This window comes from Bacillus sp. CPT56D-587-MTF (assembly GCF_058792335.1).
Genome location: NZ_JBYTEF010000001.1, coordinates 3,733,183 through 3,757,448, shown reverse-complemented (window position 1 = coordinate 3,757,448; position 24,266 = coordinate 3,733,183). Strand labels below are relative to the sequence as shown.

General features: G+C 36.0%; 24 protein-coding genes, 1 pseudogene, 1 riboswitch and 1 other annotated feature. Of the genes and pseudogenes, 13 read left to right on the top strand and 12 right to left on the bottom strand.

Annotated elements, in window-relative coordinates; translation table 11 throughout:
• Complete coding sequence (locus tag AC3WVZ_RS19260; RefSeq protein WP_000291956.1) at nt 1-216, top strand: hypothetical protein; 216 nt, start codon at nt 1-3, stop codon at nt 214-216.
• A gap of 24 nt (nt 217-240) precedes the next feature.
• Here AC3WVZ_RS19260 and AC3WVZ_RS19255 read toward each other — a convergent pair whose 3' ends face one another.
• Both AC3WVZ_RS19255 and AC3WVZ_RS19250 read right to left on the bottom strand, forming a co-directional pair.
• Nucleotides 241-687 carry a MarR family winged helix-turn-helix transcriptional regulator gene (locus tag AC3WVZ_RS19255; RefSeq protein WP_233935276.1) on the bottom strand — a complete coding sequence of 149 codons (447 nt, stop codon included), beginning with the start codon at nt 685-687 and terminating at the stop codon, nt 241-243.
• Nucleotides 688-759: 72 nt separating this feature from the next.
• Nucleotides 760-1,539 (bottom strand): GDSL-type esterase/lipase family protein, encoded by a 780-nt coding sequence (locus AC3WVZ_RS19250; protein WP_233935274.1) that lies wholly within the window; start codon nt 1,537-1,539, stop codon nt 760-762.
• 365 nt (nt 1,540-1,904) lie between these two features.
• On the opposite strand from AC3WVZ_RS19250, the gene cpdB reads away from it, so the two are divergent.
• Nucleotides 1,905-4,166: a bifunctional 2',3'-cyclic-nucleotide 2'-phosphodiesterase/3'-nucleotidase gene (gene cpdB, locus AC3WVZ_RS19245; RefSeq protein ID WP_233935273.1), complete on the top strand. Its 2,262-nt coding sequence runs from the start codon at nt 1,905-1,907 to the stop codon at nt 4,164-4,166.
• A 48-nt stretch (nt 4,167-4,214) separates the two neighbouring features.
• Here cpdB and nhaC read toward each other — a convergent pair whose 3' ends face one another.
• Nucleotides 4,215-5,588, bottom strand: a complete 1,374-nt coding sequence (gene nhaC, locus AC3WVZ_RS19240) for a Na+/H+ antiporter NhaC (protein ID WP_000253736.1) — start codon at nt 5,586-5,588, stop codon at nt 4,215-4,217.
• 278 nt (nt 5,589-5,866) lie between these two features.
• Nucleotides 5,867-6,087, bottom strand: a binding site (T-box leader).
• 143 nt (nt 6,088-6,230) lie between these two features.
• Between nhaC and AC3WVZ_RS19235 the strand changes: the two genes are divergently transcribed.
• The 8 genes from AC3WVZ_RS19235 (at nt 6,231) to AC3WVZ_RS19200 (ending at nt 12,994) form a co-directional block, all read left to right on the top strand.
• Nucleotides 6,231-6,587: a hypothetical protein gene (locus AC3WVZ_RS19235; RefSeq protein WP_233935271.1), complete on the top strand. Its 357-nt coding sequence runs from the start codon at nt 6,231-6,233 to the stop codon at nt 6,585-6,587.
• 77 nt (nt 6,588-6,664) lie between these two features.
• A complete protein-coding gene (bioA, locus tag AC3WVZ_RS19230; protein WP_233935270.1) occupies nt 6,665-8,098 on the top strand; it encodes an adenosylmethionine--8-amino-7-oxononanoate transaminase in 1,434 nt (477 codons plus the stop codon).
• Nucleotides 8,098-8,826, top strand: a complete 729-nt coding sequence (gene bioD / locus AC3WVZ_RS19225; protein WP_233935268.1) for a dethiobiotin synthase — start codon at nt 8,098-8,100, stop codon at nt 8,824-8,826. Before bioA ends, bioD begins: the two co-directional genes overlap by 1 nt.
• Nucleotides 8,792-9,979: an 8-amino-7-oxononanoate synthase gene (bioF, locus tag AC3WVZ_RS19220; protein ID WP_001077294.1), complete on the top strand. Its 1,188-nt coding sequence runs from the start codon at nt 8,792-8,794 to the stop codon at nt 9,977-9,979. The genes bioD and bioF overlap by 35 nt, the downstream gene beginning before the upstream one ends.
• A complete protein-coding gene (locus AC3WVZ_RS19215; protein ID WP_001004172.1) occupies nt 9,976-10,716 on the top strand; it encodes an alpha/beta fold hydrolase in 741 nt (246 codons plus the stop codon). Before bioF ends, AC3WVZ_RS19215 begins: the two co-directional genes overlap by 4 nt.
• Nucleotides 10,682-11,491, top strand: a complete 810-nt coding sequence (gene bioC / locus AC3WVZ_RS19210; protein ID WP_088343911.1) for a malonyl-ACP O-methyltransferase BioC — start codon at nt 10,682-10,684, stop codon at nt 11,489-11,491. The genes AC3WVZ_RS19215 and bioC overlap by 35 nt, the downstream gene beginning before the upstream one ends.
• A gap of 1 nt (nt 11,492) precedes the next feature.
• Nucleotides 11,493-12,491, top strand: a complete 999-nt coding sequence (bioB, locus tag AC3WVZ_RS19205) for a biotin synthase (protein WP_000815856.1) — start codon at nt 11,493-11,495, stop codon at nt 12,489-12,491.
• 182 nt (nt 12,492-12,673) lie between these two features.
• The gene (locus tag AC3WVZ_RS19200) at nt 12,674-12,994 is read left to right on the top strand and encodes a hypothetical protein (protein ID WP_000280032.1); all 321 of its coding nucleotides are present in this window, start codon (nt 12,674-12,676) and stop codon (nt 12,992-12,994) included.
• Nucleotides 12,995-13,016: 22 nt separating this feature from the next.
• On the opposite strand, the gene ribH is transcribed toward AC3WVZ_RS19200, so the two are convergent.
• The 5 genes from ribH to AC3WVZ_RS19175 form a co-directional block, all read right to left on the bottom strand.
• Nucleotides 13,017-13,478, bottom strand: a complete 462-nt coding sequence (ribH, locus tag AC3WVZ_RS19195) for a 6,7-dimethyl-8-ribityllumazine synthase (RefSeq protein ID WP_233935266.1) — start codon at nt 13,476-13,478, stop codon at nt 13,017-13,019.
• Between the two features lie 18 nt (nt 13,479-13,496).
• On the bottom strand, nt 13,497-14,690 hold the full coding sequence (gene ribBA / locus AC3WVZ_RS19190; protein ID WP_000468976.1) for a bifunctional 3,4-dihydroxy-2-butanone 4-phosphate synthase/GTP cyclohydrolase II: 1,194 nt from the start codon (nt 14,688-14,690) through the stop codon (nt 13,497-13,499).
• Nucleotides 14,691-14,702: 12 nt separating this feature from the next.
• A complete protein-coding gene (gene ribE / locus AC3WVZ_RS19185) occupies nt 14,703-15,347 on the bottom strand; it encodes a riboflavin synthase subunit alpha (protein WP_000493908.1) in 645 nt (214 codons plus the stop codon).
• Nucleotides 15,329-16,441 carry a bifunctional diaminohydroxyphosphoribosylaminopyrimidine deaminase/5-amino-6-(5-phosphoribosylamino)uracil reductase RibD gene (ribD, locus tag AC3WVZ_RS19180; RefSeq protein ID WP_000131986.1) on the bottom strand — a complete coding sequence of 371 codons (1,113 nt, stop codon included), beginning with the start codon at nt 16,439-16,441 and terminating at the stop codon, nt 15,329-15,331. Before ribD ends, ribE begins: the two co-directional genes overlap by 19 nt.
• Before the next feature lie 305 nt (nt 16,442-16,746).
• Nucleotides 16,747-16,890, bottom strand: a riboswitch (FMN riboswitch).
• Between the two features lie 190 nt (nt 16,891-17,080).
• The gene (locus tag AC3WVZ_RS19175) at nt 17,081-17,287 is read right to left on the bottom strand and encodes a CDGSH iron-sulfur domain-containing protein (protein WP_001151582.1); all 207 of its coding nucleotides are present in this window, start codon (nt 17,285-17,287) and stop codon (nt 17,081-17,083) included.
• Nucleotides 17,288-17,426: 139 nt separating this feature from the next.
• Here AC3WVZ_RS19175 and AC3WVZ_RS19170 point away from each other — a divergent pair, with 139 nt between their 5' ends.
• Nucleotides 17,427-17,672, top strand: coding sequence for a DUF2552 family protein (locus AC3WVZ_RS19170; protein WP_000360793.1), 246 nt, complete (start codon nt 17,427-17,429; stop codon nt 17,670-17,672).
• Between the two features lie 9 nt (nt 17,673-17,681).
• Here AC3WVZ_RS19170 and AC3WVZ_RS19165 read toward each other — a convergent pair whose 3' ends face one another.
• The gene (locus AC3WVZ_RS19165) at nt 17,682-18,608 is read right to left on the bottom strand and encodes an alpha/beta hydrolase (protein ID WP_000819235.1); all 927 of its coding nucleotides are present in this window, start codon (nt 18,606-18,608) and stop codon (nt 17,682-17,684) included.
• Between the two features lie 81 nt (nt 18,609-18,689).
• On the opposite strand from AC3WVZ_RS19165, the gene AC3WVZ_RS19160 reads away from it, so the two are divergent.
• Nucleotides 18,690-19,172, top strand: a complete 483-nt coding sequence (locus tag AC3WVZ_RS19160; protein ID WP_000902429.1) for a GNAT family N-acetyltransferase — start codon at nt 18,690-18,692, stop codon at nt 19,170-19,172.
• Nucleotides 19,173-19,271: 99 nt separating this feature from the next.
• The gene (locus AC3WVZ_RS19155) at nt 19,272-20,135 is read left to right on the top strand and encodes a LacI family DNA-binding transcriptional regulator (protein ID WP_233935265.1); all 864 of its coding nucleotides are present in this window, start codon (nt 19,272-19,274) and stop codon (nt 20,133-20,135) included.
• Between the two features lie 118 nt (nt 20,136-20,253).
• Here the strand turns inward: AC3WVZ_RS19155 and AC3WVZ_RS19150 are convergent.
• The 3 genes and pseudogenes from AC3WVZ_RS19150 to AC3WVZ_RS19140 form a co-directional block, all read right to left on the bottom strand.
• Nucleotides 20,254-21,623, bottom strand: a pseudogene (locus AC3WVZ_RS19150) (IS1182-like element ISBth7 family transposase); the annotation flags it as partial.
• A 125-nt stretch (nt 21,624-21,748) separates the two neighbouring features.
• Nucleotides 21,749-23,068 carry a Na+/H+ antiporter family protein gene (locus AC3WVZ_RS19145; protein ID WP_000994817.1) on the bottom strand — a complete coding sequence of 440 codons (1,320 nt, stop codon included), beginning with the start codon at nt 23,066-23,068 and terminating at the stop codon, nt 21,749-21,751.
• Between the two features lie 131 nt (nt 23,069-23,199).
• A complete protein-coding gene (locus tag AC3WVZ_RS19140) occupies nt 23,200-24,198 on the bottom strand; it encodes an alpha/beta fold hydrolase (protein WP_000898969.1) in 999 nt (332 codons plus the stop codon).
• Nucleotides 24,199-24,266: the final 68 nt, after the last annotated feature.

The following is a 24,266-nucleotide window of genomic DNA, read 5'->3' as shown; positions in this document are numbered from 1 at the left end:
ATGTATTATTATTACGTACCTCAAGTATATCCATATGTAAATTACTATCCGGTTTATGATACGAGTAGACAATACGAATTATATCGGCAACAACAATTACAGCAATTATCACAAATACCACAATTACCACAACAACAGCCTACACAGGAAAAAAAACCATATTTAACAACATGGCCATATTCCAATGTGTACTATGGTAACTATTACGAATCATAAAGCTGCTTCTATTTAGAAGCAGCTTTATACGTTTGTTTTCAAAATTAAATTTTGAATGGTTTGAAGAGAATGAATGAGCCTTTCGCGCTCTTCCTCAGATAATGTTTGGAAATTTTCTTTTAGTTTGTCTAAAATGAATTGCTGATACTGATTTACTAATAATTTCCCTTCAGCTGTTAGGGAAATTAAAATGACCCGTCGATCTTTTTCGCTATAATGACGCTCTATTAGTTCTTCTTGAATAAGTTTGTTTAATAGAGGTGTCATGTTAGGCCGTGAAATCGCTAGCCGCTTGCCGATTTCGGAAACTGCTAATGTGCCGTTTTCATGCAAAAGCAGTAATACTTGTGTATGTGATGGCGGCATATGTCTTTGAGAAGAAAATTCTCCAGGAAGCATAAATTTGCGATAAAAAAGAGGCACTAGCGAAAGAAGATGATCAACAATACGTTCCCACTCGCGTGATTCCATATAAAGGCCCCCTTCCACTATCATTGTAACAAAAAAGACATGTTATAAAAATAGAATTGTTTCATGGTCGCTTTAATATTTGTAGGATAACACTTGCTTTGTAAATGTATTGGCAATAATTGCATAGCCGTTATCATTTGGGTGTACTTGGTCAAATAATAACTCTTTTTTATCATTCGATATTAATTTGCGAATTGGTAAAACGATAGATGGTTGATTTGTTTTGGAAATGGAATAAACAGATTCATTCCAGCCATCTAAAAACATATCTGCATAACTTGCGATGGAGTCATCGAGTTGTAACGGGTTATAGAGTTCAGAAAGAATGAGTAAAGCATCCGGATTTTGATCTCGGACTGTCTTTACAATATTTTTTACATCCGCTTCAAAATGAGCTTTTTCTTTATTTAACATTTTAATACCGTCTATAACACCGACATCACGATTTAAGCGAAATAAATTATTTCCCCCAATATTAATTGTAATGATATTTGCTGCTCTAATTTTTTGCTTTACATCTTCTGATTGAACTTTTTTAGCGAGACGATCTGTTGTAAGACCGTTTATCCCAAGGTTTTCTACAGTAATTGGTTTATGAATTTGTGCTTCTATTTGTTTAGAGGCTAATTCAGCAAATCCACCTTGTGTTGATCCATATCCTTTGGCGAGCGAATCACCTAGTACGAGATGATAAAAGGAATCGTTTGTTTGCTTATCAATCCAACTTGGAGTAGATGTTTTTTCTGTTTTTTCTTCGGGTTCATTTTGTTTTGTCTCGTCGTTCTTTTCAAAATAAGAATAAGAAATGATCAGAAGGAGGAGACAAACAATTGTTAAGATGACTTTTTTCATAAATTCATCCTCCTTGTAATTGGTAATTGTATCATATTCAGCAGTATTAGCAATGTAAGGGCATATTATATGTTTATGAAAAGTTTATAATAACTTTACAGAAAATTTGTTGAAGTTTGTCAAAAAATATTGACGATAGGAAAGAACTTTATATATGATAATGTCAGATAAGGTGAAATTTTAATTAGTGGGAGCTTTATGTCCTATTAATTGTTAGTCTTCATCAATCGGGCGTTTAAGGGGACTACTCGTTAGCGCAGGGTGAAATGAAAATTGTGTCTCTAATAGAAGAAAAAAGGTATGTGGTTAGAGACAGATAGGGATTCATTTCATTATTTCTGGTAATTGTATAAGGGGGATTTTTTGTGAAAAAGTCAAAAAAAATGCTAGCTGGAGCAACTCTTGCGATTGGTGTTATAGCACCGCAAGTAATGCCAACAACAGCTCATGCAGATGAGAACGCTGGGGAGAGTACAGTTAACTTACGAATTCTAGAAACATCAGATATTCACGTTAACTTAATGAATTACGATTATTATCAAACGAAAACAGATAATAAAGTAGGTCTCGTACAAACGGCAACACTCGTTAATAAAGCACGTGAAGAAGCGAAAAACTCTGTCCTATTTGATGATGGAGATGCATTACAAGGGACACCGCTTGGAGATTATGTAGCAAATAAAATAAAAGATCCGAAGAATCCTGTGGATCCTAGTTATACACATCCATTATATCGTGTAATGAATTTAATGAAGTATGACGTCATCTCTCTTGGGAATCATGAATTTAACTACGGTTTAGACTATTTAAACAAAGTGATTGAAAAAACGGATTTCCCGGTTATTAACTCCAATGTATATAAAGATGACCATGATGATAAGGAAGAGAACGATGAAAATTATTTTAAACCATATCATATTTTAAAGAAAGAAGTAGTGGATGAAGCAGGCCAAAAACAAATAGTGAAAATTGGTGTAATGGGATTTGTTCCACCACAAATCATGAACTGGGATAAAGCGAATTTAGAAGGAAAAGTAAAAGCGAAAGACATCGTCGCAACAGCAAAAATAATGGTGAAAAAAATGCAAGATGAGGGTGCAGATATTATCGTTGCATTGGCTCATTCAGGCGTCGATAAGAGCGAATATAAAGAAGCGAATAAAATGGAAAATGCATCATATCATTTAGCAACACAAGTTCCTGGCGTAGATGCAGTATTAATGGGACATTCACATACTGAAGTGCAGGATGTATTTAATGGTGTTCCAGTTGTAATGCCGGGTGTTTTTGGTAGTAACTTAGGTATTATTGATATGCAATTGAAAAAGGTAAACGGAAAATGGGAAGTGCAAAAAGATCAATCTAAGCCACAACTTCGCCCGATTGCTAATAGTAAAGGTACCCCATTAGTAGAATCTGATCAAAAATTAGTTAATGAAATTAAAGATGAACATGAAAAGACAATCGAATATGTAAATACACATGTAGGTGAAACGAAAGCACCAATTAATAGTTATTTTTCATTAGTACAAGATGATCCTTCTGTACAAATTGTGACAAATGCGCAAAAATGGTATGTAGAACAAGAACTTAAAAAACCAGAGTACGAAAAGATTAAAGATATTCCGGTTTTATCTGCAGGCGCACCATTTAAAGCAGGTGGCCGAAACGGTGCGACATATTATACTGATATTCCAGCTGGAACGTTAGCAATTAAAAACGTTGCAGATTTATATGTATATCCAAATACGTTATATGCTGTAAAAGTAAATGGGGCACAAGTGAAAGAATGGCTTGAAATGTCTGCAGGTCAGTTTAATCAAATTAATCCAAAGAAAACAGAAGAACAGCCGTTAGTAAATATAGGCTATCCTACATATAATTTCGATATTTTAGATGGCTTAAAATACGAAATTGATGTAACACAACCGGCGAAATACGATAAAGATGGAAAAGTTGTAAATGCAAATGCGAATCGTATTGTAAATATGACATATGAAGGTAAGCCAGTAGCTGACAATCAAGAGTTCATCGTTGCTACAAATAACTATCGTGGAAGTAGCCAGACGTTCCCGGGTGTAAGTAAAGGGGAAGTTGTATACCAATCACAAGATGAAACACGTCAAATCATTGTGAAGTATATGCAAAAAATAAAAGATATTGATCCAGCAGCTGATCAAAATTGGACATTTAAACCGATTGTTGCAGATAAATTAAATACAACATTTGATTCTTCACCAAATGCACAAAAGTATATAAAGAAAGATGGAAAGATTTCATATGTTGGACCATCTGAAAATGAATTTGCGAAATATGCAATTGATATAACGAAGAAAAATGATGATAAAGAAACTGGTGAAGGAAACCCAACAACACCGCCAACAGAAGAAGGTAATAATGGTAATGAACCAAAGCAAGATGGAAACAATACTGGATCTGGACAAACTACAACAGATGATCAAAATACAAAAGAAACAACAACTGTAAGTGAAAATAAAGAAGCTGAAAAAGATGAACGTGATTTACCGAAAACAGGTGCAAGTATTGCTTCTACAATTGGAGCTGGTCTTGCGTTTGTTGGAGCGGGATTACTTCTGTTATTTAGAAGAAAGAAAGCGAATAGATAGTCAAGAAATATAAAAAGGATTACCGATTTGGTAATCCTTTTTGTTATATTATGAAACTGGTACTGCTTTTTCTTTTTTCCATGAAAGACCGAATCCAGTAAAGCCGACAATAATGGTTACGACTGGACATGCTAAACAGAAGATTGCGTATGGCAGGTAATCGAATGTTGGAACGCTAAGAACGTTTGTTAAGAATACGCCACTTACACCCCATGGTACGAGTGGATTAATTACTGTACCAGCATCTTCTAATACTCGTGATAAATTACGACGTTCTAAACCGACTTCATCGTATTTATTAGCAAATGCTTGTCCTGTTAAAACGATGGATAAGTACTGCTCACCAAGTAAGAAGTTTACACCAATTGCAGTTGAAGCAGTAGAAATAATTAAGCGTGTACTAGTTTTTACGAAGCTAGAGATAATATTCATCAGCTGCGCTATAATACCCATTCCTTGTAATAATCCTCCCATACAAAGAGCTAGGAAAATAAGAGCAATTGACATCATCATACTTTGCAGGCCACCGCGAGATAATAAGCTGTCAATGTCTTTGATACCAGTTTTAGAAACGTAACCGTCTTGCATAATTTTTATTAAATCAGCTAAAGAAGTGCTAGGTTTAAAAATAAAGAGAATAATAATCCCTACCACAATTCCTGCAAGTAATGTTGGAACTGCGGGTACCTTTTTAAATGCGAATAGGAACAGTAATAAAATAGGAATCAGTGTAACGATAGAAATCGTTGCATTTTTTTCTAGTGTGTTAATAAATGCTGAGAAATCAACGTTTCCACCAGATCCGCTTCCTAAAATGAAAAATGCGATAAAAGCAATAATGAAAGCTGGCACTGTTGTCCAAAGCATGTTACGAATATGTTCAAATAAATCTACACCTGTTACAGCAGGCGCTAAGTTTGTTGTATCAGATAAAGGAGACATTTTATCTCCGAAGAATGCACCAGAAATAATTGCACCAGCAATAAGAGCTGGATCGTATCCAAGGGCAGTACCCATTCCCATAAAGGCAAGTCCTACAGTTGCAGCAGTTGTAAAAGCACTACCGATACTCGTTCCAACAATTGCACAAACAACAAAAACAGTTGGAACGAAAATTTTTGGAGATACAAGTTGGAAGCCGTATACCATTAAAGTGGGAATAGTTCCAGCTGCAATCCAAACGCTAATTAATACGCCTACAAGTAAGAAAATAAATATAGATGGAATACCAGCTGAAATACTACTAATCATCCCTTTCTCCATAGTAGACCAAGAGATTCTCTTCAGGAATCCAAATGCTAATAAAAGAACGATACCAAATAAAATTGGAATGTGTGGTGAAACTTCTAATTGAATAACACTAAAACCAATACAGAAAAAGATAAAAATTGTTAAAAGAACAGACTCAATTTTTGAAACCATTGTTTTCCCCTCCTAAGTAATGTGAAATAGCTCTTTTTTATATAAAATTCGCCAATATTGTATATTTCCTTCTAAAATTTAGAATTTTGTGACAAATTACCGGTAATTGTTAGTCCTTCTATATGATACGGAAATGATTGGATAAAAAAACGTCCCTGCATATAATTATGCAGGGACGAAGAAATCGCGGTACCACCCTAGCTTGTGAAATGAATGCGTCACAAAATAAAGGGTCATATGATATGCGCTTATAAAATAAAAAACGCCCCTGCAATATATGCAGGGACGAAAAATTCGCGGTACCACCCTAAATTGTGAAACAGTGTCGTTTCACCACTCTTTAGACATAACGGTCTATAACCGTCTTTCACTACTCCTCACGTTTCGTAAAAGAAGCTCCAGGGGGTAATTCATAATTCGCTCTGTACTGGTTCGCACCGACCACCAGCTCTCTGAAATCAGAAATCGAAATACTACTAAATCCTATCAACGCCGATTCATATGATGTTAGTTAAATTTTTATCATATTTTCATCTTACATGTCAATAAAAATATTAAATGTTTTTTTAGGGAAATAAAGGATAATTGTTTTTAACGCTGTAAAAATGTACGTTATAATGAATTTGAAAGGGGGAGGAAAGAGTGAAGAAAAAAATAATTCTTTTTACCACTTTATTAGTTATTGGAGGAAGTGCTGGAATTTACACAGTTTTTGCGGCTGAATCAGAGCAGTTGAAACAAAAGCAAATACAACAGTCAGAAGTGAAGAAAGTAAAAGAAATAGAAGAGAAGAAATCAATGGAAAAAGCAGCAGAAAAACTAGGAGTTTCTACTGAGGGGAAAACAAAAGAAGAGGTTACGAAAGAAGTAAATACCGCTAGATTTGAGAAGCGTCATGATTTATTAACTGAGCACGCTAAGCAACTTGGAATTGATACAGAGGGGAAAAAAGATGAAGAAATTATTTTAGAAATTGGAAAGATACAGCATGGAAAGTAGAACAACTTATCGTAGGATAAGTTGTTCTTTTTTAAGAACTATTTGATTTTAAAATAATTGACAGTCATTCGGATTTAATGTTAACTATATTTATAAACAAGTTAACATTAGGGGTGACAATTGTGACAATAAATAGTAGAACGATTGAAAAATCATCTTATACATATGAAGAATTAGCAGAGAAAAATAAAGCTTACGTATGGCACCCATTTACACAAATGAAAGATTATTTAGAAGAAGATCCTGTCATTATTGAACGTGGAGAGGGAAGAAAACTATACGATGTAAATGGTAATGAATATTGGGATGGTGTTTCATCTATATGGTTAAATGTTCACGGACATCAAGTACCGGAATTAGATGAAGCAATTCGTGAGCAATTAAATAAAATTGCTCATTCTACTATGTTAGGACTTGCTAACGTTCCATCTATTTTATTAGCAGAAAAAATTATTGAGGTTGTACCAGATGGATTGAAGAAGGTATTCTATTCTGATTCAGGTTCTACCGCTGTTGAAATTGCAATTAAGATGGCTTTCCAATATTGGCAGCATAAAGGGAAACCAAAGAAACAAAGATTCGTTACATTAAAAGAAGCATATCATGGTGATACAATTGGAGCTGTTTCAGTAGGAGCAATAGACTTGTTTCACCAAGTGTATAGTTCGCTCTTATTTGATGCGATTAAAATGCCGTATCCATATACATATCGTTCTCCTTACGGAAATAATAAGGAGGAAATTGTAAAAATACATTTAGAAGAAATGGAAGAATTGTTGAAAGAAAAGCATGAAGAAGTAGCTGCCATCATTGTAGAGCCATTAATGCAAGGTGCTGGCGGAATGATTACAATGCCAAAAGGATATTTAAAAGGACTGCGCGATTTATGTACAAAGTACAATGTATTATTTATTACAGATGAGGTAGCGACTGGATTTGGGCGTACAGGGAAAATGTTTGCGTGTGAACATGAAAATGTGACGCCAGACATTTTAACTGCTGGGAAAGGTTTAACAGGTGGATATTTACCAATTGCAGTTACGGTAACGACAGATGAAATATATAATGCCTTCTTAGGAGAATATGAAGAACAAAAAACATTTTTCCATGGACATAGCTACACAGGTAATCCGTTAGGGTGTACCGTAGCAATCGCGAATCTAGAACTATATGAAAAAACAAATTTAATAGAAGAAGTGGCACGTAAAACGGATTATGTGACAGCGCAATTAGAAAAGCTCTTTGCGTATAAACATGTAGGTGATATTCGTCAGTGCGGATTAATGGTTGGTATTGAGCTTGTGAAGAATAAGAAAACGAAAGAAGCGTTTGACTGGACAGAAAGAGTCGGTGTTCAAGTATGTAAACGCTCAAGAGAGCTGGGTATGATTTTACGACCGCTAGGTAACACGATTGTATTTATGCCACCACTTGCTTCTACTTTTGAAGAGATTGATGATATGTTACGCATTTTATATAAGGCAATCTCGGATGTTACGGAGGGAGAATAATGAGTGGTTTTTTTATAACAGCAACAGATACTGAAGTGGGGAAAACTGTCGTTGCCGGTGCATTAGCCGGTGTATTTAGAGAATTGGGATATAACATCGGAGTATATAAACCGTTGCAAAGTGGGCATGTTGCATCAAACCCTGAGGGAGATGCGGCAAGGTTAAAAGCATTATCAGGTGTACCGACACCAGAAAATGAAATTTGCCCTTATTCTATTGAAGAACCACTTGCTCCGAGACTTGCCATGAAAAGAGCTGGAAGAGTAGTAAAGTTAAAAGAAATTACTGATTACTATAATGAACTATTAAAAGAGTTTAATAGCTTATTTGTAGAAGGGGCAGGTGGGCTTGCTGTCCCATATACAGAAGATGCTTTAGTAATTGATTTTGCAAAAGAATTACAGTTGCCTCTTATTGTAGTAGCTCGTCCTACATTAGGAACAGTAAATCATACAGTGTTAACGATTGCTTACGCAAAGGCGCATGGTTTAACCGTAGTGGGTGTCATTTTATCAGGTTGCAAAGAATGTGAAATGGAAAGAGTGCAAGAAAATAAAGAGATGATTGAAGAGCTGAGCGGGGTACCAGTTTTAGGATTATTGCCATTCTTTGCAGGTGAGTTTACGAAAGAAGAAGTATTAGAATCTGCAAAAGAACATACTATGATTTCAAAATTAGAGGAGTTTATCCAAAATGAATCAAACGTGGCGGGCGCACCTTCAATCTAAATTACAACAATTACATGAGCAAGGGCAGTATCGTGATTTATATGTAACAGAGAAGGCAGAAGAGACTTGGCTTATTCGAGATAAAAAAAGGATGTTAAATTTAGCGTCAAATAATTATTTAGGGTTAGCTGGAGATGAAAGGTTAAAAGAAGCTGCTATTGCCTGTACAAAAAGATATGGAACTGGAGCGACTGCCTCTCGTCTCGTTGTAGGAAATCATCCATTATATGAAGAGGTTGAGAGAAGCATATGTGACTGGAAAGGTACTGAAAGAGCTTTAATTGTAAATAGTGGATATACGGCAAATATAGGTGCCATATCTTCTTTAGCCTCTCGGCACGATATTGTTTTTAGTGATAAGTTAAATCACGCAAGTATTGTTGATGGAATCATATTAAGCGGGGCAGAGCATAAAAGGTATCGTCATAATGATTTGGATCATTTAGAGAAGTTGTTGAAAATGGCTTCGCCTGAAAAAAGGAAATTAATCGTAACAGATACCGTTTTTAGTATGGATGGTGATACTGCGTATTTGAGAGATTTAGTACAGCTGAAAGAGAAATACGGGGCAATCATTATAGTCGATGAAGCACATGCGAGTGGAATATATGGAATCGGCGGAGCTGGGTTATCTCATATAGAAAAAAATCTTGCTCAAAAAATTGATATACATATGGGGACGTTTAGCAAGGCTTTAGGGTGTTATGGTGCGTATTTGACAGGTGATGAAATTTATATAGAGTATTTACAAAATATGATGAGAAGCTTTATTTTTACTACAGCTTTACCACCAAGTACGTTAGGAGCGGTGCAAAAAGCAATTGAAATTGTAAAAGAAGATAACGAAAGAAGAGAGAACCTTATAGCAAACGGAGAATACTTCAGAACTAAATTAAGGGATGCTGGTTTTGATATTGGGAATAGTTCAACTCATATTGTACCGATTGTAGTCGGTTCAAATGAACATGCTTTACGGTTTAGTAAAAGGTTGCAAGAGGCAGGGATTGCGGCTATTGCAATTCGTCCGCCAACTGTGCCGGTTCATAGTTCTCGAATTCGCTTTGCAGTTACATCGCAACATACAATAGCTGATTTAAAATGGGCTATTGACCGAATTATCCACATTGCGAAAGAAGAGGAGCTTTTCGTATGAATGAGCTAAAGATTATTTTTATCCCCGGATGGGGAATGGAAGAGAATATTTGGGATTTAGTACTTCCGTATTTTAAAGGATATTCTGTTCAATGCATAGATTGGCGTAATGTGAAAGAACGAAGTGAATTTGCGGAACGAATTATAGATGTAGCGCATAATGACAACGTAATATTGGTTGGATGGTCACTAGGAGCGTTAGCAGCAGTTGAAGCTTATAAAAAGATTCAGGCAAAAGGCATCGTATTAATTGGTGGTACTGCTAAATTTACAAATACGAGCGATTACAGTAACGGATGGAATGCTTTGCATGTAGAACGGCTGAAAAGGAATTTGGCGAGAAGGAAAGAAGATACGCTCAAGCGGTTTTATGAAAATATGTTTACGAAAGATGAGCTAAAAGAGAATAAAAACTTTGAAGACATTGTAGACCGTTTTAAAGGTGATTCTATTCAGTCTTTACAACTAGGTTTGGATTATTTAATAGAAACAGATATGAGAGAAGAACTAAAAGAAATTAAAGTACCTATACTACTTATTCACGGAGAACAGGATGTAATATGCCCATTGTCTGCGGCACGTAGTATGACGGAAAATAGCAGCAGCGAGCTGAAAGTAGTAAGTGAAGCAGGGCATGCATTATGTGTGACAAATTTTGAATATTGCGCAAATGAGATAATTCAATTTGTAGAGGGGATACGACATGATCAACAAAACGTTACTACAAAAACGGTTTAATGGGGCAGCCGTATCTTACGATCGATATGCAAATGTACAAAAAAAGATGGCACATTCATTACTTTCAATCTTAAAGGAACGATATAGTGAAACGGCATCAATACGCATTTTAGAACTGGGATGCGGGACGGGGTATGTAACAGAGCAATTATCAAAGTTATTTCCGAAAGCACATATTACAGCAGTTGATTTTGCTGAAAGTATGATTGCGATTGCGCAAACTAGACAAAATGTAAAAAATGTAACGTTTCACTGTGAAGATATTGAGCGATTACGATTAGAAGAATCATATGATGTCATTATTTCAAATGCTACATTTCAATGGTTAAATAATTTACAACAAGTGTTAAGAAATTTATTTCAACATTTGTCTATAGATGGGATATTACTCTTTTCAACGTTTGGACATGAAACGTTTCAAGAATTGCATGCTTCGTTCCAACGTGCGAAAGAAGAAAGAAATATAAAAAATGAAACATCGATTGGTCAACGTTTTTATTCAAAAAATCAGTTGCTTCATATATGTAAGATAGAAACAGGGGATGTGCATGTTTCTGAAACATGTTACATAGAGAGTTTTACAGAAGTTAAGGAGTTTCTGCATTCTATTCGAAAAGTAGGAGCAACTAATAGCAATGAAGGATCATATTGTCAAAGTCCCTCACTCTTTCGTGCGATGCTACGCATATACGAAAGAGACTTCACGGGAAATGAAGGGATAATGGCAACGTATCATGCTTTATTTATACATATAACAAAAGAGGGGAAGAGATGAAATGAAACAAGTACAAACAAAAAGGGATTGGAAAAAGCTTGCATACGACGTAGTGGAAGAGAAGATGATTACGAAAGAAGATGCAATAGCGATATTAGAAGCTGATGATACCGAAGTTTTAGAAATTATGAATGCGGCTTACATTATTCGCCATCATCACTTTGGTAAGAAAGTAAAATTGAATATGATTATTAATACGAAATCTGGATTATGTCCTGAAGATTGTGGATATTGCTCACAGTCTATTATTTCAGAAGCACCGATTGATAAATATGCATGGTTAACGCAGGAGAAGATTGTAGAAGGGGCACATGAAGCAATACGCCGTAAAGCAGGTACATATTGTATTGTAGCGTCTGGTCGTCGTCCGACGGATAAAGAGGTAAATCACGTAATTGGAGCAGTTAAGGAAATTCGTGAAACGACAGACTTGAAGATTTGTTGTTGTTTAGGTTTCTTAAATGAAGATCAAGCAGGACGTTTAGCGGAAGCAGGCGTGCATCGTTATAACCACAACTTAAATACACATGCAAATAATTACGATAGTATTTGTTCAACTCATACGTATGATGATCGTGTTGATACAGTTCAAAAAGCAAAACAAGCGGGCATTTCCCCATGCTCGGGAGCGATTTTTGGCATGGGAGAAACAATTGAAGAGCGTGCTGAAATTGCATTTGAATTACAACGTATAGATGCAGATTCTATCCCTTGTAATTTCCTTGTTGCTGTAAAGGGGACACCTCTTGAAGGACAAAAAGAGTTAACTCCAGTAGAATGTTTAAAAGTACTGGCAATGATGCGTTTTGTAAACCCAACAAAAGAAATTCGTATTTCAGGAGGACGTGAAATCAATTTACGTTCTGTACAGCCAATCGGTTTATTTGCAGCAAACTCTATTTTTGTCGGGGACTACTTAACGACAGCTGGACAAGAGCCGACTGCGGACTGGGGTATGATTGCAGATTTAGGATTTGAGATTGAAGAATGTGCATTATAAGATAGATGAAAAAGCAAACTTGTAAAAGGGTTTGCTTTTTTTGTAAATAAAATGTAATAAATAGTTGTAAACGCTTGATATTATTGGTTTTTAAGCGAAAAAAAGAATTTTTGTGGACGAATTTTCCAAGCCCTAGTTGTACATAGTAAATATGTAATTTATATTGGGTTGGAGGATTTTACATGTACAAATACATATTAGCGATTATGACTTGTTTAATTTTAATAAAAGCAATAAGTTCTGATCCAGTTAAGGCTGCTGAAAATCCTGAACAAAAAGAAATGCAACAAAGAATCGAACAACACTTTCGAACGAAAGCTGAACATTTTGGATTGAAAACGGAAGGAAAAGATTTAAAGGAAGTTAGAAAAGAAATTACTATTATAGAAGAAGCGAAAAAAAGAGAGAATGTATGGAGAACGGCACAAGCTCTTCATATAAAAACAGAAGGAAAAACGATGAATGAATTAATAAAAGATGTACAAAAAAAGGTGAAAAAATAAAAAGAGGCCGCAGCCTCTTTTTTTATGCCCATTGTTTTGATAAGTGAGCCATTTCAATTGCAGCAACAGCTGATTCATATCCTTTATTACCAGCTTTCGTACCTGCGCGTTCAATCGCTTGTTCAATTGTTTCTGTCGTTAATACGCCGAAAATAACTGGGATGTCCATTTGTAGTGATAAAGACGCAACACCTTTTGCTACTTCAGTACAAACGTAATCGTAGTGAGTTGTAGCACCTCGGATTACAGTACCTAATGTAATAACAGCATCATACTTTCCGCTACTAGCCATCTTTTTAGCGATTAAAGGAATTTCAAATGCACCAGGAACCCAAGCAACATCAATATCATTTTCTTCTACACCGTGACGCTTTAATCCGTCTAAAGCGCCGCCAAGTAACTTACTTGTAATAAATTCGTTAAAACGTCCAACAACAACTCCAACTTTTAATCCTGTACCAACTAAATGACCTTCGAATACCATAATAAATCTCTCCTTTAATTATAAGTTTAGTAAGTGTCCTAATTTGTTTACTTTCGTTTGTAAATACGATTTATTCTCTTCTTTTGCTGGCATTTGCAACGGTACACGCTCGACTACTTCTAAATCGTAACCTTGTAAGCCAGCAATTTTTCTTGGGTTATTCGTTAATAATCGTAAACTCTGTAAACCTAAATCTTTTAATATTTGAGCACCGATACCGTAATCACGAAGATCAGCAGGGAAGCCGAGTTTTTCATTTGCTTCTACAGTATCAAATCCTTCTTCTTGTAATTTATAAGCACGAAGCTTATTAAGAAGCCCAATGCCTCTTCCTTCTTGCCTCATATAAAGAAGAACACCTTTTCCTTCACGCTCAATTTGAGCAAGTGCTGCATGGAGTTGTGGTCCGCAATCGCAGCGATGTGAACCGAATACATCTCCTGTTAAGCATTCAGAATGAACACGTACAAGTACCGGTTCACCTGTTGAAATATCACCTTTTACAAGTGCGATATGTTCTTTCGTATCTAATGAGTTAGAATAGCCAATTGCGTGGAAAGTACCGAAATCTGTAGGTAATGTAATTTCCACTTCTCTCGTCACAAGTGTTTCATGATGGCGGCGGTAAGCAATTAAATCTTCTATTGTAATCATTTTTATATCAAATTGTTTTGCGCATTCTATTAAATCAGGTACACGTGCCATCGTGCCGTCCTCATTTATAATCTCGCAAATAACTCCAGCTGGTTCGGCACCGCATAGCTTTGCTAAATCAACAGCAGCTTCTGTATGACCTGCACGACGCAGGACACCGCCTTCTTTCGCAATTAATGGAAAGATATGTCCAGGTCGATTGAAATCAGCACCTTTTGATGCGGGGTTTAACAATTCTTGTATCGTAGTTGCACGTTCGTGAGCGCTAATCCCTGTTGTTGTAGAGACATGGTCAATGCTCACTGTAAACGCAGTATGATGTGAATCTGTATTATGAGATACCATTGGTTCTAATTGTAGACGTTCTGCGTACCCTTCCGTAATCGGTACACAAACGAGACCACGGCCATGTGTAATCATAAAATTAATTGTTTCTGGTGTAATGTACTCTGCTAAAGCAATAAAATCGCCTTCATTTTCTCGGTTTTCATCATCACATACGATAACGACTTTACCTTTTTTTAAATCTTCTAGAGCTTCTTCAATACGATGAAACATTGTGCTTCCCCCTTATAGAAATCCGTTTTCTTGTAAAAAGCTTTCGGTCATTGAACCTACTCGTTTTGTAGGTTTAGTAATAAAGCGTTCAATATATTTACCAATCATGTCACACTCAATGTTTACGATATCTCCGGCATTTTTTGCTCCAATGACAGATTCGCTTACTGTGTGCGGGATGAGTGAAATCGTTATGGAAGATTCGTCTATATCAAATATCGTTAAACTCGTTCCATCAACAGCAATGGACCCTTTCTGCAAACAATAGCGCAGTAGTTCATCAGAAATTGCTATTTTGTAATAGACGGCATTGTAATGTTGTTTTTTATTTAAAATCGTTCCGATTCCATCAATATGTCCTGAAACGAAATGTCCACCGAATCGTCCGTTTGCAGCCATTGCGCGCTCTAAATTTACTTTAGAGTGCGGTTTAAGCATGCGAAGTGATGTCGACTGCATCGTTTCAGGCATTGCATCAACTGTAAATGAAGTAGTTGTAAAGCTTGTTACAGTTAAGCAAATACCGTTAACCGCGATACTATCACCTAAGTGAACATCTGATAAAATTTTTTTTGCATGAATCGTTAATTTCATCGCTTCTCCGCTTTGTTGCATGTTTGCTATCGTTCCTAATTCTTCTACAATTCCTGTAAACATTTCGTCACCTCGTTTCGGGCATTCGCAACGATTTTTATATCATCACCAATTTGTTTCATCTCTTGAATTTTCAAGGAAAGCGCATTTTGTAATTTTGAAAAACCATTTCCTCCAAATAAAGTAGGAGCATCTTTCCCACCAATTAATTTCGGACTTATATAGGTTACAATTTCATTAAAATTGTTTGTTTTTAAGAAACTTGCATGAATCGATTGGCCACCTTCAACGAATAGAGAAAGAATTTGTTTCTCTCCAAGAAAGGAAAGAAGGTCCTCGATTTCTATATGTTTCGTTTCCATTTGGAATATAGCTATATTTTTAGATTCATAAGAAGATATCTTCTCTTCCTTTACATCCTTACCGACAATAATCCATGTCGGTGCTAAACCATCTGTTATAACATGAGAAGATGGTGGCGTTCGTAAATGGGTATCTAAAACAACGCGAATAGGATGTTTCCCACCATTTGGAATTCTTGTTGTTAAATGAGGATTATCAGCTATAACTGTATTCACTCCAACAAGAATTGCATCATGTGTATGGCGATATTGGTGAACATCAGCACGTGCTTCTTCACCTGTAATCCACTTACTTTCACCAGTTACAGTTGCTGTTTTTCCATCTAAGCTCATCGCTGTTTTGATTGTTACAAAAGGGCGCTTCGTTTTCATGTAGTGAAAAAAGTAGCGATTTAATAAAACTGCTTCTGCTTCAAGAACACCGGTCGTTACTTCAATTCTAGCTTCCTCTAATCTTCTTTTTCCGTTACCAGAAACGAGCGGATTACAATCGAGAGTAGCAATTACAACACGCTTAACTCCTTTTTCGATGAGCAATTCACAACAAGGTGGTGTTTTTCCAAAGTGGCTACACGGTTCCAGTGTTACATAAACGGTAGCGTCTTTGGCGTTCTGACCAGCCATTTGAAGGGCATGAACTTCTGCGTGTTCTTCACCAGCTCGTAAATGAGCCCCCATACCAACAATGTTTCCATCTTTTACAACAACAGCACCAACCATAGGATTTGGACTTGTTTGTCCTGATGTCCCTTCTGCTAACTGCAGGGCAATCCTCATATATTCTTGATCTGTCATTTTCTTCACCTCTCCTAAAAAAATCAAAAAACCCCAAGGATTTAATATCCTTGGGGTTTGGGAGACGTGATTTCTAGAAATATAGTTTGAATACGAAAGCATAGGAAAGAAACCTAACGATAATTGATATTTCTGCATAAGGAAAAAACCTAGCAAAATATCAAATTTTTAAACGCTAGTTGTCTCTTTTTATTTCAGCATAAAAAATAAGTATAGAAAATTAAACATATATAAAGAATCAAAATGAATCTTTAAAAATATGCATACTGAAATAAAAGTGTATTCACTATATAAAAAACTAGAAACATATCCTTCTCCCATCCAGACTATACTGTCGGCCCTAGAGTTTCACTAGATCCACCGTTTTCGAGTTGAAAACGGGTCACGGACTTAGAAGTTTTCACTTCATCACCGCCGGTTGGGAATTTCACCCGACCCCGAAGGATGCTGTTTGCTCAAATTATAGCACAAAAAAAATAAAAGGCTAGTAAAAAATATTCGAATGTGAAGAATTGTGTGAAAATATATGCAGGCTGGAATGGAAATAAAAGTATTAGAAATGTTGTAAGGAGAAGGGATATAACGGAGTTGCTAAAAAGAAAAAACATGCACAAAAAAATGTGCATGTCACATGTAAAATTATTCTGCCTCTGGTGCTCTAACAACAGATTCGAATTTACCTTTATGCGAAGCGTCGCAATAAGGCATATTTTTTGATAAACCACAACGGCATAAAGAAAATGCCGGTTTTGCTGGGAATACATTCCCTTGTGAGTCGACTAATTCCACGTCCCCTGTAACGCGAAAAGAGCCATTATCATTTACTTTAATTTGTACTTTTGCCAACGTTATCCCTCCTTTCCAAACGCTTAATTTCATCATATAATCAAGGGAAGTGCTTGACAATATAAAAAGAGCACTTTGTTTGAGAAAGAAGAGAGTGTTATAATAGTTTTCATAACTGACTAGAGTAAGGTGACGAGAGATGGATAAACAATTACATACATTACGAAACATTGCAAATGAGCGCACGTGGGCATCATTTTTGAATGATAATCATCCATATAGTTTGTTACATTGGTCCATTGCAGGTGTAGGGCAAGAGGCAAAGGATGTTTGGTTACTTCAAGATGAAGTAACATTTCAAACGACAGAATTCCCAACGTTAGATGATGCAATGCAATGGATTTCTGAAAATATGGAACAAGTTACAGACGTTTTAGCGCAATAAAAAACAGGCTTATGCAAGCCTGTTTTTTGTTTCTTTCACATATGTGTTTAAAAATTGATCGACGGCTGCTTCGTACTCTTCTTTATTTTCGTTATAAGAGCAAGCGTGTGCACCGTGTTCTGCAATATAAAGCTGCTTATTATTTTCTTTCGCTTCATATAATGCTTTTGTCATATCAGCTAAAATATAGTCGTCATCTTTACTATGAATAAAGAGAACGGGATTGTTAATGTTTTTTATACAGTCGATTGGTGAAACTTCACGAATTGTATAACCGTCACGAACTTTCAAAAATGCGTTTGCTAAAGGTAATAAAGGCCATTTTGGTAAATGGAATTCAACCTTTAAACGGTGCTGTAATTGTCCTTGAAAATCAGAGAAAGGACAATCTGCAATATAGAAATCAGCACCATCTTCTACAAGTCCTGCGTATTGAAGAAGTGTTGCAGCTCCCATAGATTCACCATGAATACCAAGTGTAATATTGGTGCCAAAACGGTTTTTTAGCCAGTCAACTACGGATTTTAAATCATGTTTTTCATAGTATCCATAGCTTGTTGTTTTTCCGCCAGTTTTACCATGACGACGATGATCGTAAATGAGGACGTTATATCCCCTTTTTAAGAATAAGTTTGCATATTTTACAGAGTTTATTTTATTTACAGTTACACCGTGGCAAAAAACCATAAACTTATTGGTGGAATGACCAGCAGGAATGTAATATCCGTGAAGGTCGTATCCGAATTGTGAAGGGATATGAATTTCTTCTTTATGAAGAGCATCAAAATCCTCTATACGAAAATGTTTTTTCGTTTCTCTTTCGAGTACTTCTTCCTCTGTTTTTTTCTTTAAGTACATCACTTTATTTGTAAAGAAAATCCCAAGGGCAGTTATTGCACCTAGTATAGTAAACAGTGCTGCAAAAAAACGTTTCATACTTTACCTCATCCTCCAAATACCGTTACATGTGATACACTTATATTGTATCACAATGATATAAAAGGGGAGAAATAGGAAATGCTGCATATACAAAAAATTACGCCAGCGATGAAAGAAACAATCCGAATGTTCATGTGTGAGAACTGGGGAAGTTCATTGATGGTTTCACGTGGTAAGGAACATCAGTTAGAAGAGTTGCCAGGATTTGTTGCGCTCTCAGATGACAGAATAATCGGAATTATAACGTATGAAGTGACCGGAAATATATGCGAAATTGTATCGCTAGATAGCTTTGAAGAAAGAAAAGGAATAGGGACGAAACTTGTGGATTGTGTATTACAAGTTGCAGAAGAAGAACGGTGCAGACAGGTTTGGCTTATTACAACAAATGATAATATGAATGCGTTACGATTTTACCAAAAACGTAATTTTGTAATGACTAATTTATATGTGAATGCGGTAGAGGAGGCACGAAAAATAAAGAAAGAAATTCCACGTATGGGATATGATAATATCCCAATTTTACATGAAATTCAGTTGGAGTATCGTTTAGTGAAATGATGTAACAATTTTCAGAAATATGAGTTATTAATCTTGACGGATAGTGTAATTTAGGTTACCGTAAAATTGTAATCTATTACCATATTAAGGGGTGACGATGTGGCAACTATACGTGATGTTGCAAAATTGGCAGGTGTTTCAGTCGCAACCGTTTCACGAGTTATTAATGAAAAAGGATACGTTCATGAGGACACAGTAAAACAAGTAAAGGAAGCAATTGAAGAATTACGTTATAGGCCAAACAGTGCAGCGAAGCCACTATTTAAAGAGAGTTCAACGATAATTGCATTACTTGTAGATAATTTATGTAACCAATCAAACATCACTTTGCTACATTGTATTGAGGAAATAGCATATAAAGAAGGCTATCAAATCATTATTTGTAATATAGAGAATAAAGATAGATACATACATATGCTGAAGCAAAATAACATTGCAGGTGTTATTTTGACGAGAGCAGTTTTTAAAAGTGTAGGAGAAATTCCATTTCCATTTGTTGTGATCGATGAGCAACAATCACATGGAAATTATTATGAAAGTGGACAGAGAGCTGTTTCTTTATTAAAAGAGAAAGGGTGTCACTTTCTTGCATATTTCGGTGAGGGAGAAGAAAGTGAAGAAATGGAAGATCATATAGCAGGGTTTTTAGACACTGTTTGGGATGAAGGAATCTCTTATCGAGAAGAATGTGTACAAGGGTATACAAATAAACAATTTATTACATTATTGCAAAACAATCCGTATATAGATGGAATTGTAGCCTCAAGTGATCAGGTTGCTATTGAGTTAATTCGGTCAGCGAGATTTCTAAATATACATATACCAGATAAATTAAAAATTGTTGGACCGAATGGGAGTATAGAGTGTGAATGGATAGGTTCATCACTACCGACAATTGAAAGCTATGTCAAAGATAACGGAAAAGTAGCTTTTCAACAATTAAAAGGAAAAATAAAAAAGTAAAAGGTGCGTTTTATACGCACCTTTTTCAGAGTGTTGGGAAACCCTTTAGGGTTCCCAACACTCTGGAATCTTTTTTGATTTTAGCGAATAAAAACAACATAAAATAATAGAATTTTAAAAAATAGCCCTCCACCTGACCCTTTTTGGTCAGGTGGAGGGCTATTTTTTTCATGTTTTGACAAGCTGCGGTGAGATAAGCTTGCATTTGGACAGACTTCAGCCCTCGAAACCGGGCATAGCGGTAGCCATGTAGTTCTTTGGCGTCTGCAAAGCTTCGCTCTATAGTGGAACAGCGTACTTTATACAACCTTTTCCCTGTAGCTGTTAGCTTGTTTTTTCTAGCAATATCCTTATATTTCTCCCACACATGATGAGTGATAACTTTTTGTTTTTGTTTCTTTGAAAAGCACACCTCACGTAACGGACAAACAGCGCAGTCTTCTGGATTCGATTTGTATTGACGGTATCCTTCACGATCAGTTGTTACATATTCTAGAATACATCCCATCGGACAAGCGAAAACATTCATTTCTTCTACATATTTAAATTGGCTTTTCGGTACTTCTTTATTCCGTTTTCCAAATCGGCGATACCCCATCACCATAAATATATTCCGTTCTGATAGTTTCTTACAGATATATCCTGTAAAATAGCCAGCATCAAGGGCAACAGCTTCTACTTTGAAGTCGAATTTATCAATCTGAGCTTGGAGGCGTGCTAAATACGGCTCGGAATCTGCCATATTTCCAGCCGTTACATAGGTATCTGTAATAATATTGTACTTCGCATCAGTCGTACGATGATCCAAGAAATGAAAACCATTTGGTTTTCCATCTCTCATTAAAAATCCACTATCTGGATCCGTTGTACTTATACGAGTTTTTTTGGTAGGGGTATCACTTTCCTTTCTAGGTTTTAATTCTTTTTTCCATGTACCTCACGATCTTCGATTACCGCAGCTTCTAGCTCGTCTATATAAAACTTTGCTTTTTCTTTTTTATATTTATGTACAAATTTATTTTTATTGGCATTGGCCTTAATATGTGTAGAATCTGTCATCAGTGCACGTCCTCCTACCATCCGGTGCTCCGTCGCTTGTCTCACAATCTCATCAAAAATTTCTTCGAAAATATTTGTATGAATAAAACGAGTACGACGATTCCAACTGATTGTAGAGTGATCCGGAATAGTATCCGATAGAGAAAACCCTAAAAACCAACGGTAGGCAATATTCGTTTTAATTTCCTTTTCCAATTGACGCTCAGAACGAATACCGTAAAAATATCCAATAAACATCATCTTAAATAAAACAATAGGATGAATGGACGGGCGTCCATTGTTTTCACAGTAATAAGGGCGTAACTTCTCTTCAATAAAATCAAAACTAATTGTCGCTTCAATTGCACGAAGGAAATGATCTTGTGGAACCAACTCTTCTACAGAAACAGATACACGCTCATCACGATGATTTTTTAAAGCACCCATCATAAAAAATCTCTCCTTTTCCTCTTTTTTATCAGTGTTGACACATAAAAAGAGGTTCAGACACAAAAACAGGCTGTGGAGAAGACTTTCTCCACAGCCTGTAAAAGGTGCGTTTTATACGCACCTTTTTATAATGTAATTGCGGCAATAAAGCCAAATATAAGTAACGGTATATTGTAATGTAGAAAAGTGGGTACACATGTATCCCATATATGATGGTGCTGACCATCAGCATTTAAACCGGATGTTGGTCCAAGGGTACTATCCGATGCTGGAGATCCTGCGTCACCTAGTGCTCCGGCTGTACCGATAATTGCAATTGTGGCCATTGGACTAAATCCAAGCTGAATGCAAAGAGGTACAAAAATGGTTGTTAAGATAGGGATGGTTGAAAAGGATGAACCAATTCCCATCGTAACGAGAAGTCCAATAACGAGCATAAGAAATGCAGCGAGTGGTTTGTTATTTCCGATTATATGTGCACTCGTTTGCACTAGAGATTCAACATGTCCTGTTTTTCGAAGAACAGCGCCGAATCCAGCGGCAGCAATCATAACAAAGCCAATAAAGGACATCATACGCATTCCGCTTGTTAATATCGCATCTGCTTCTTTAAGTGGTAGACTGCCACTAACTGATAAGACGATAATACCTGCTAAAGCACCGAAAATCATTGATTCTGTTGTTAATTGAACAGTTAATGTAGCAATGATAGATAATAACCCGAAAGTAATGCTACGTTTTGTATAGGGAACGATTTCATTTTCGGTAGTATGAATTTGTTCTGTTTCATACGTACGAGGTTTTCGGTACGTAATGAATACCGCTACACATAATCCAATAATCATACCGATTGCTGGAATAGTCATTGCTTTTGGAATAAGTGTGACATCAAATGTAAGGCCGCTTTGCGCAGCGTTGGTTTGCAATACGTCATGATAAATTTTTCCGAACCCTGCAGGGATCCACATATAAGGAGTAATCAATCCAAATGTAATAATACATGTGACAAGTCTGCGATCCACTCTCAGCTCATTTAATACTTTTAAAAGTGCTGGAATTAAGATGGGGATGAAAGCAATGTGAACAGGAATCACATTTTGTGAGAAACAAGCCATCGTTAAAATAATGAATAAAATAAGTATTTTAGAATAAACTTGTTTTTTCGTGTCTTGTTCATTGCCAATCCATTTTAATGCAGTTTGAATCATAGCATCTGGAAGTCCTGTTTTGGAAAGGGAAATAGCGAAACCACCAAGCATTGCATAACTTAAAGCGATTGGAGCACTGTTTCCAAGACCAGTTGTAAAAGTGTTAATCGTTTCTGAAATACCGAGTCCGCCGATAAGTCCGCCTGTTAAAGCTCCAACAATGATGGCGACAATGACCTGGACACGTAACAAACTAAGCAATAGCATAATTGCTACTGCGACGAGTACAGCGTTCATAATAAATGTAATCTCCCTAAATTTTTATTCTGTTAAGACAAGTAAATATGAAACATTTTGCTATGTTTATACATACTTGCGACATATTATTATAAAATGTTTTCTATGAAATGTAAAAGAGCCTTTTGTTACTAATGCTGAAAAGCTAGCTCTTGTTTAATTGATTGTAAAGAATTAGCGAATAATTCTGGTTCTTCTAAATCAGGAGAATGTGCTGAATTTGGGAACCAAATCATCTTTTTTATAGGCGCTTCAATAATATCGCAATATTCCTGAACGAGTGCATAAGGAGTTTGATAATCATAGCGACCAGAACAAAAATAAACTGGAATAGATAAACTTGAGATAGAAGAAAAGAAATCGATTGTCAGCATTTCTTCCCATAAAATTCCAGATTTTAAATTTCCTGCGAGAAACTTGAACCAATCTAATAGCGTATATTCGGGAGAAAAGAAACCTTTTCGTATGAAAGAAAAGGAAGATCCGTTTTGGATTGCGCCTCCAAATGTGCCAAGCCACTTTCTTTGAATAATGAGACGTCTCGTATCTAAAAATGGTGGTTTGCCTAATTTTAAAAGGGAAGCTAATGCTTTTTTATGATCATGTTTTTTTGCAGAATGAATTAAATGTTGATATAGCAATTCTTCATTTTGTTTCATATGTACAATTTGCCCAATACCGATGTAAGCCTCGATATACTTTGGATATTGATGTGCTATGTTAAGCCCAATAATACTTCCCCAAGAATGACCAGCGAGAAATAGTTTTTGTTTGTTGAACTTTTTAAGTACATATTGAATCACTTCTTTTGCATCGGAAACGAATTGTTCGATTGTGAAATTTGCTCCGAAATCTTTCATTGAAAAGGATTTACCAGCTCCGCGCTGATCCCAATTAATAACAATAAATTGCTTCTCTAATTCTTTTTGAAAATGGCGAATAAATCCGATTTGTGCCATCCCAGGTCCGCCATGACAGCATAATAAAATAGGTTGCTCTACGTTTTGTCCACGCATAAGGAGAGTTTGTTTTCGATTATTAATCATAACGCTTTCTATCGTAGCGATACTATTAGGAATGAGTTGTTTGTTTTCGTTATAGAACTGAGGGGTGTAGCTACGAAAAAGCATATTGAAAACCTCCTTTTGTGAAATCGTATGAATCGCACAGGCTATTCATTTTGCATATACTGTTAGAA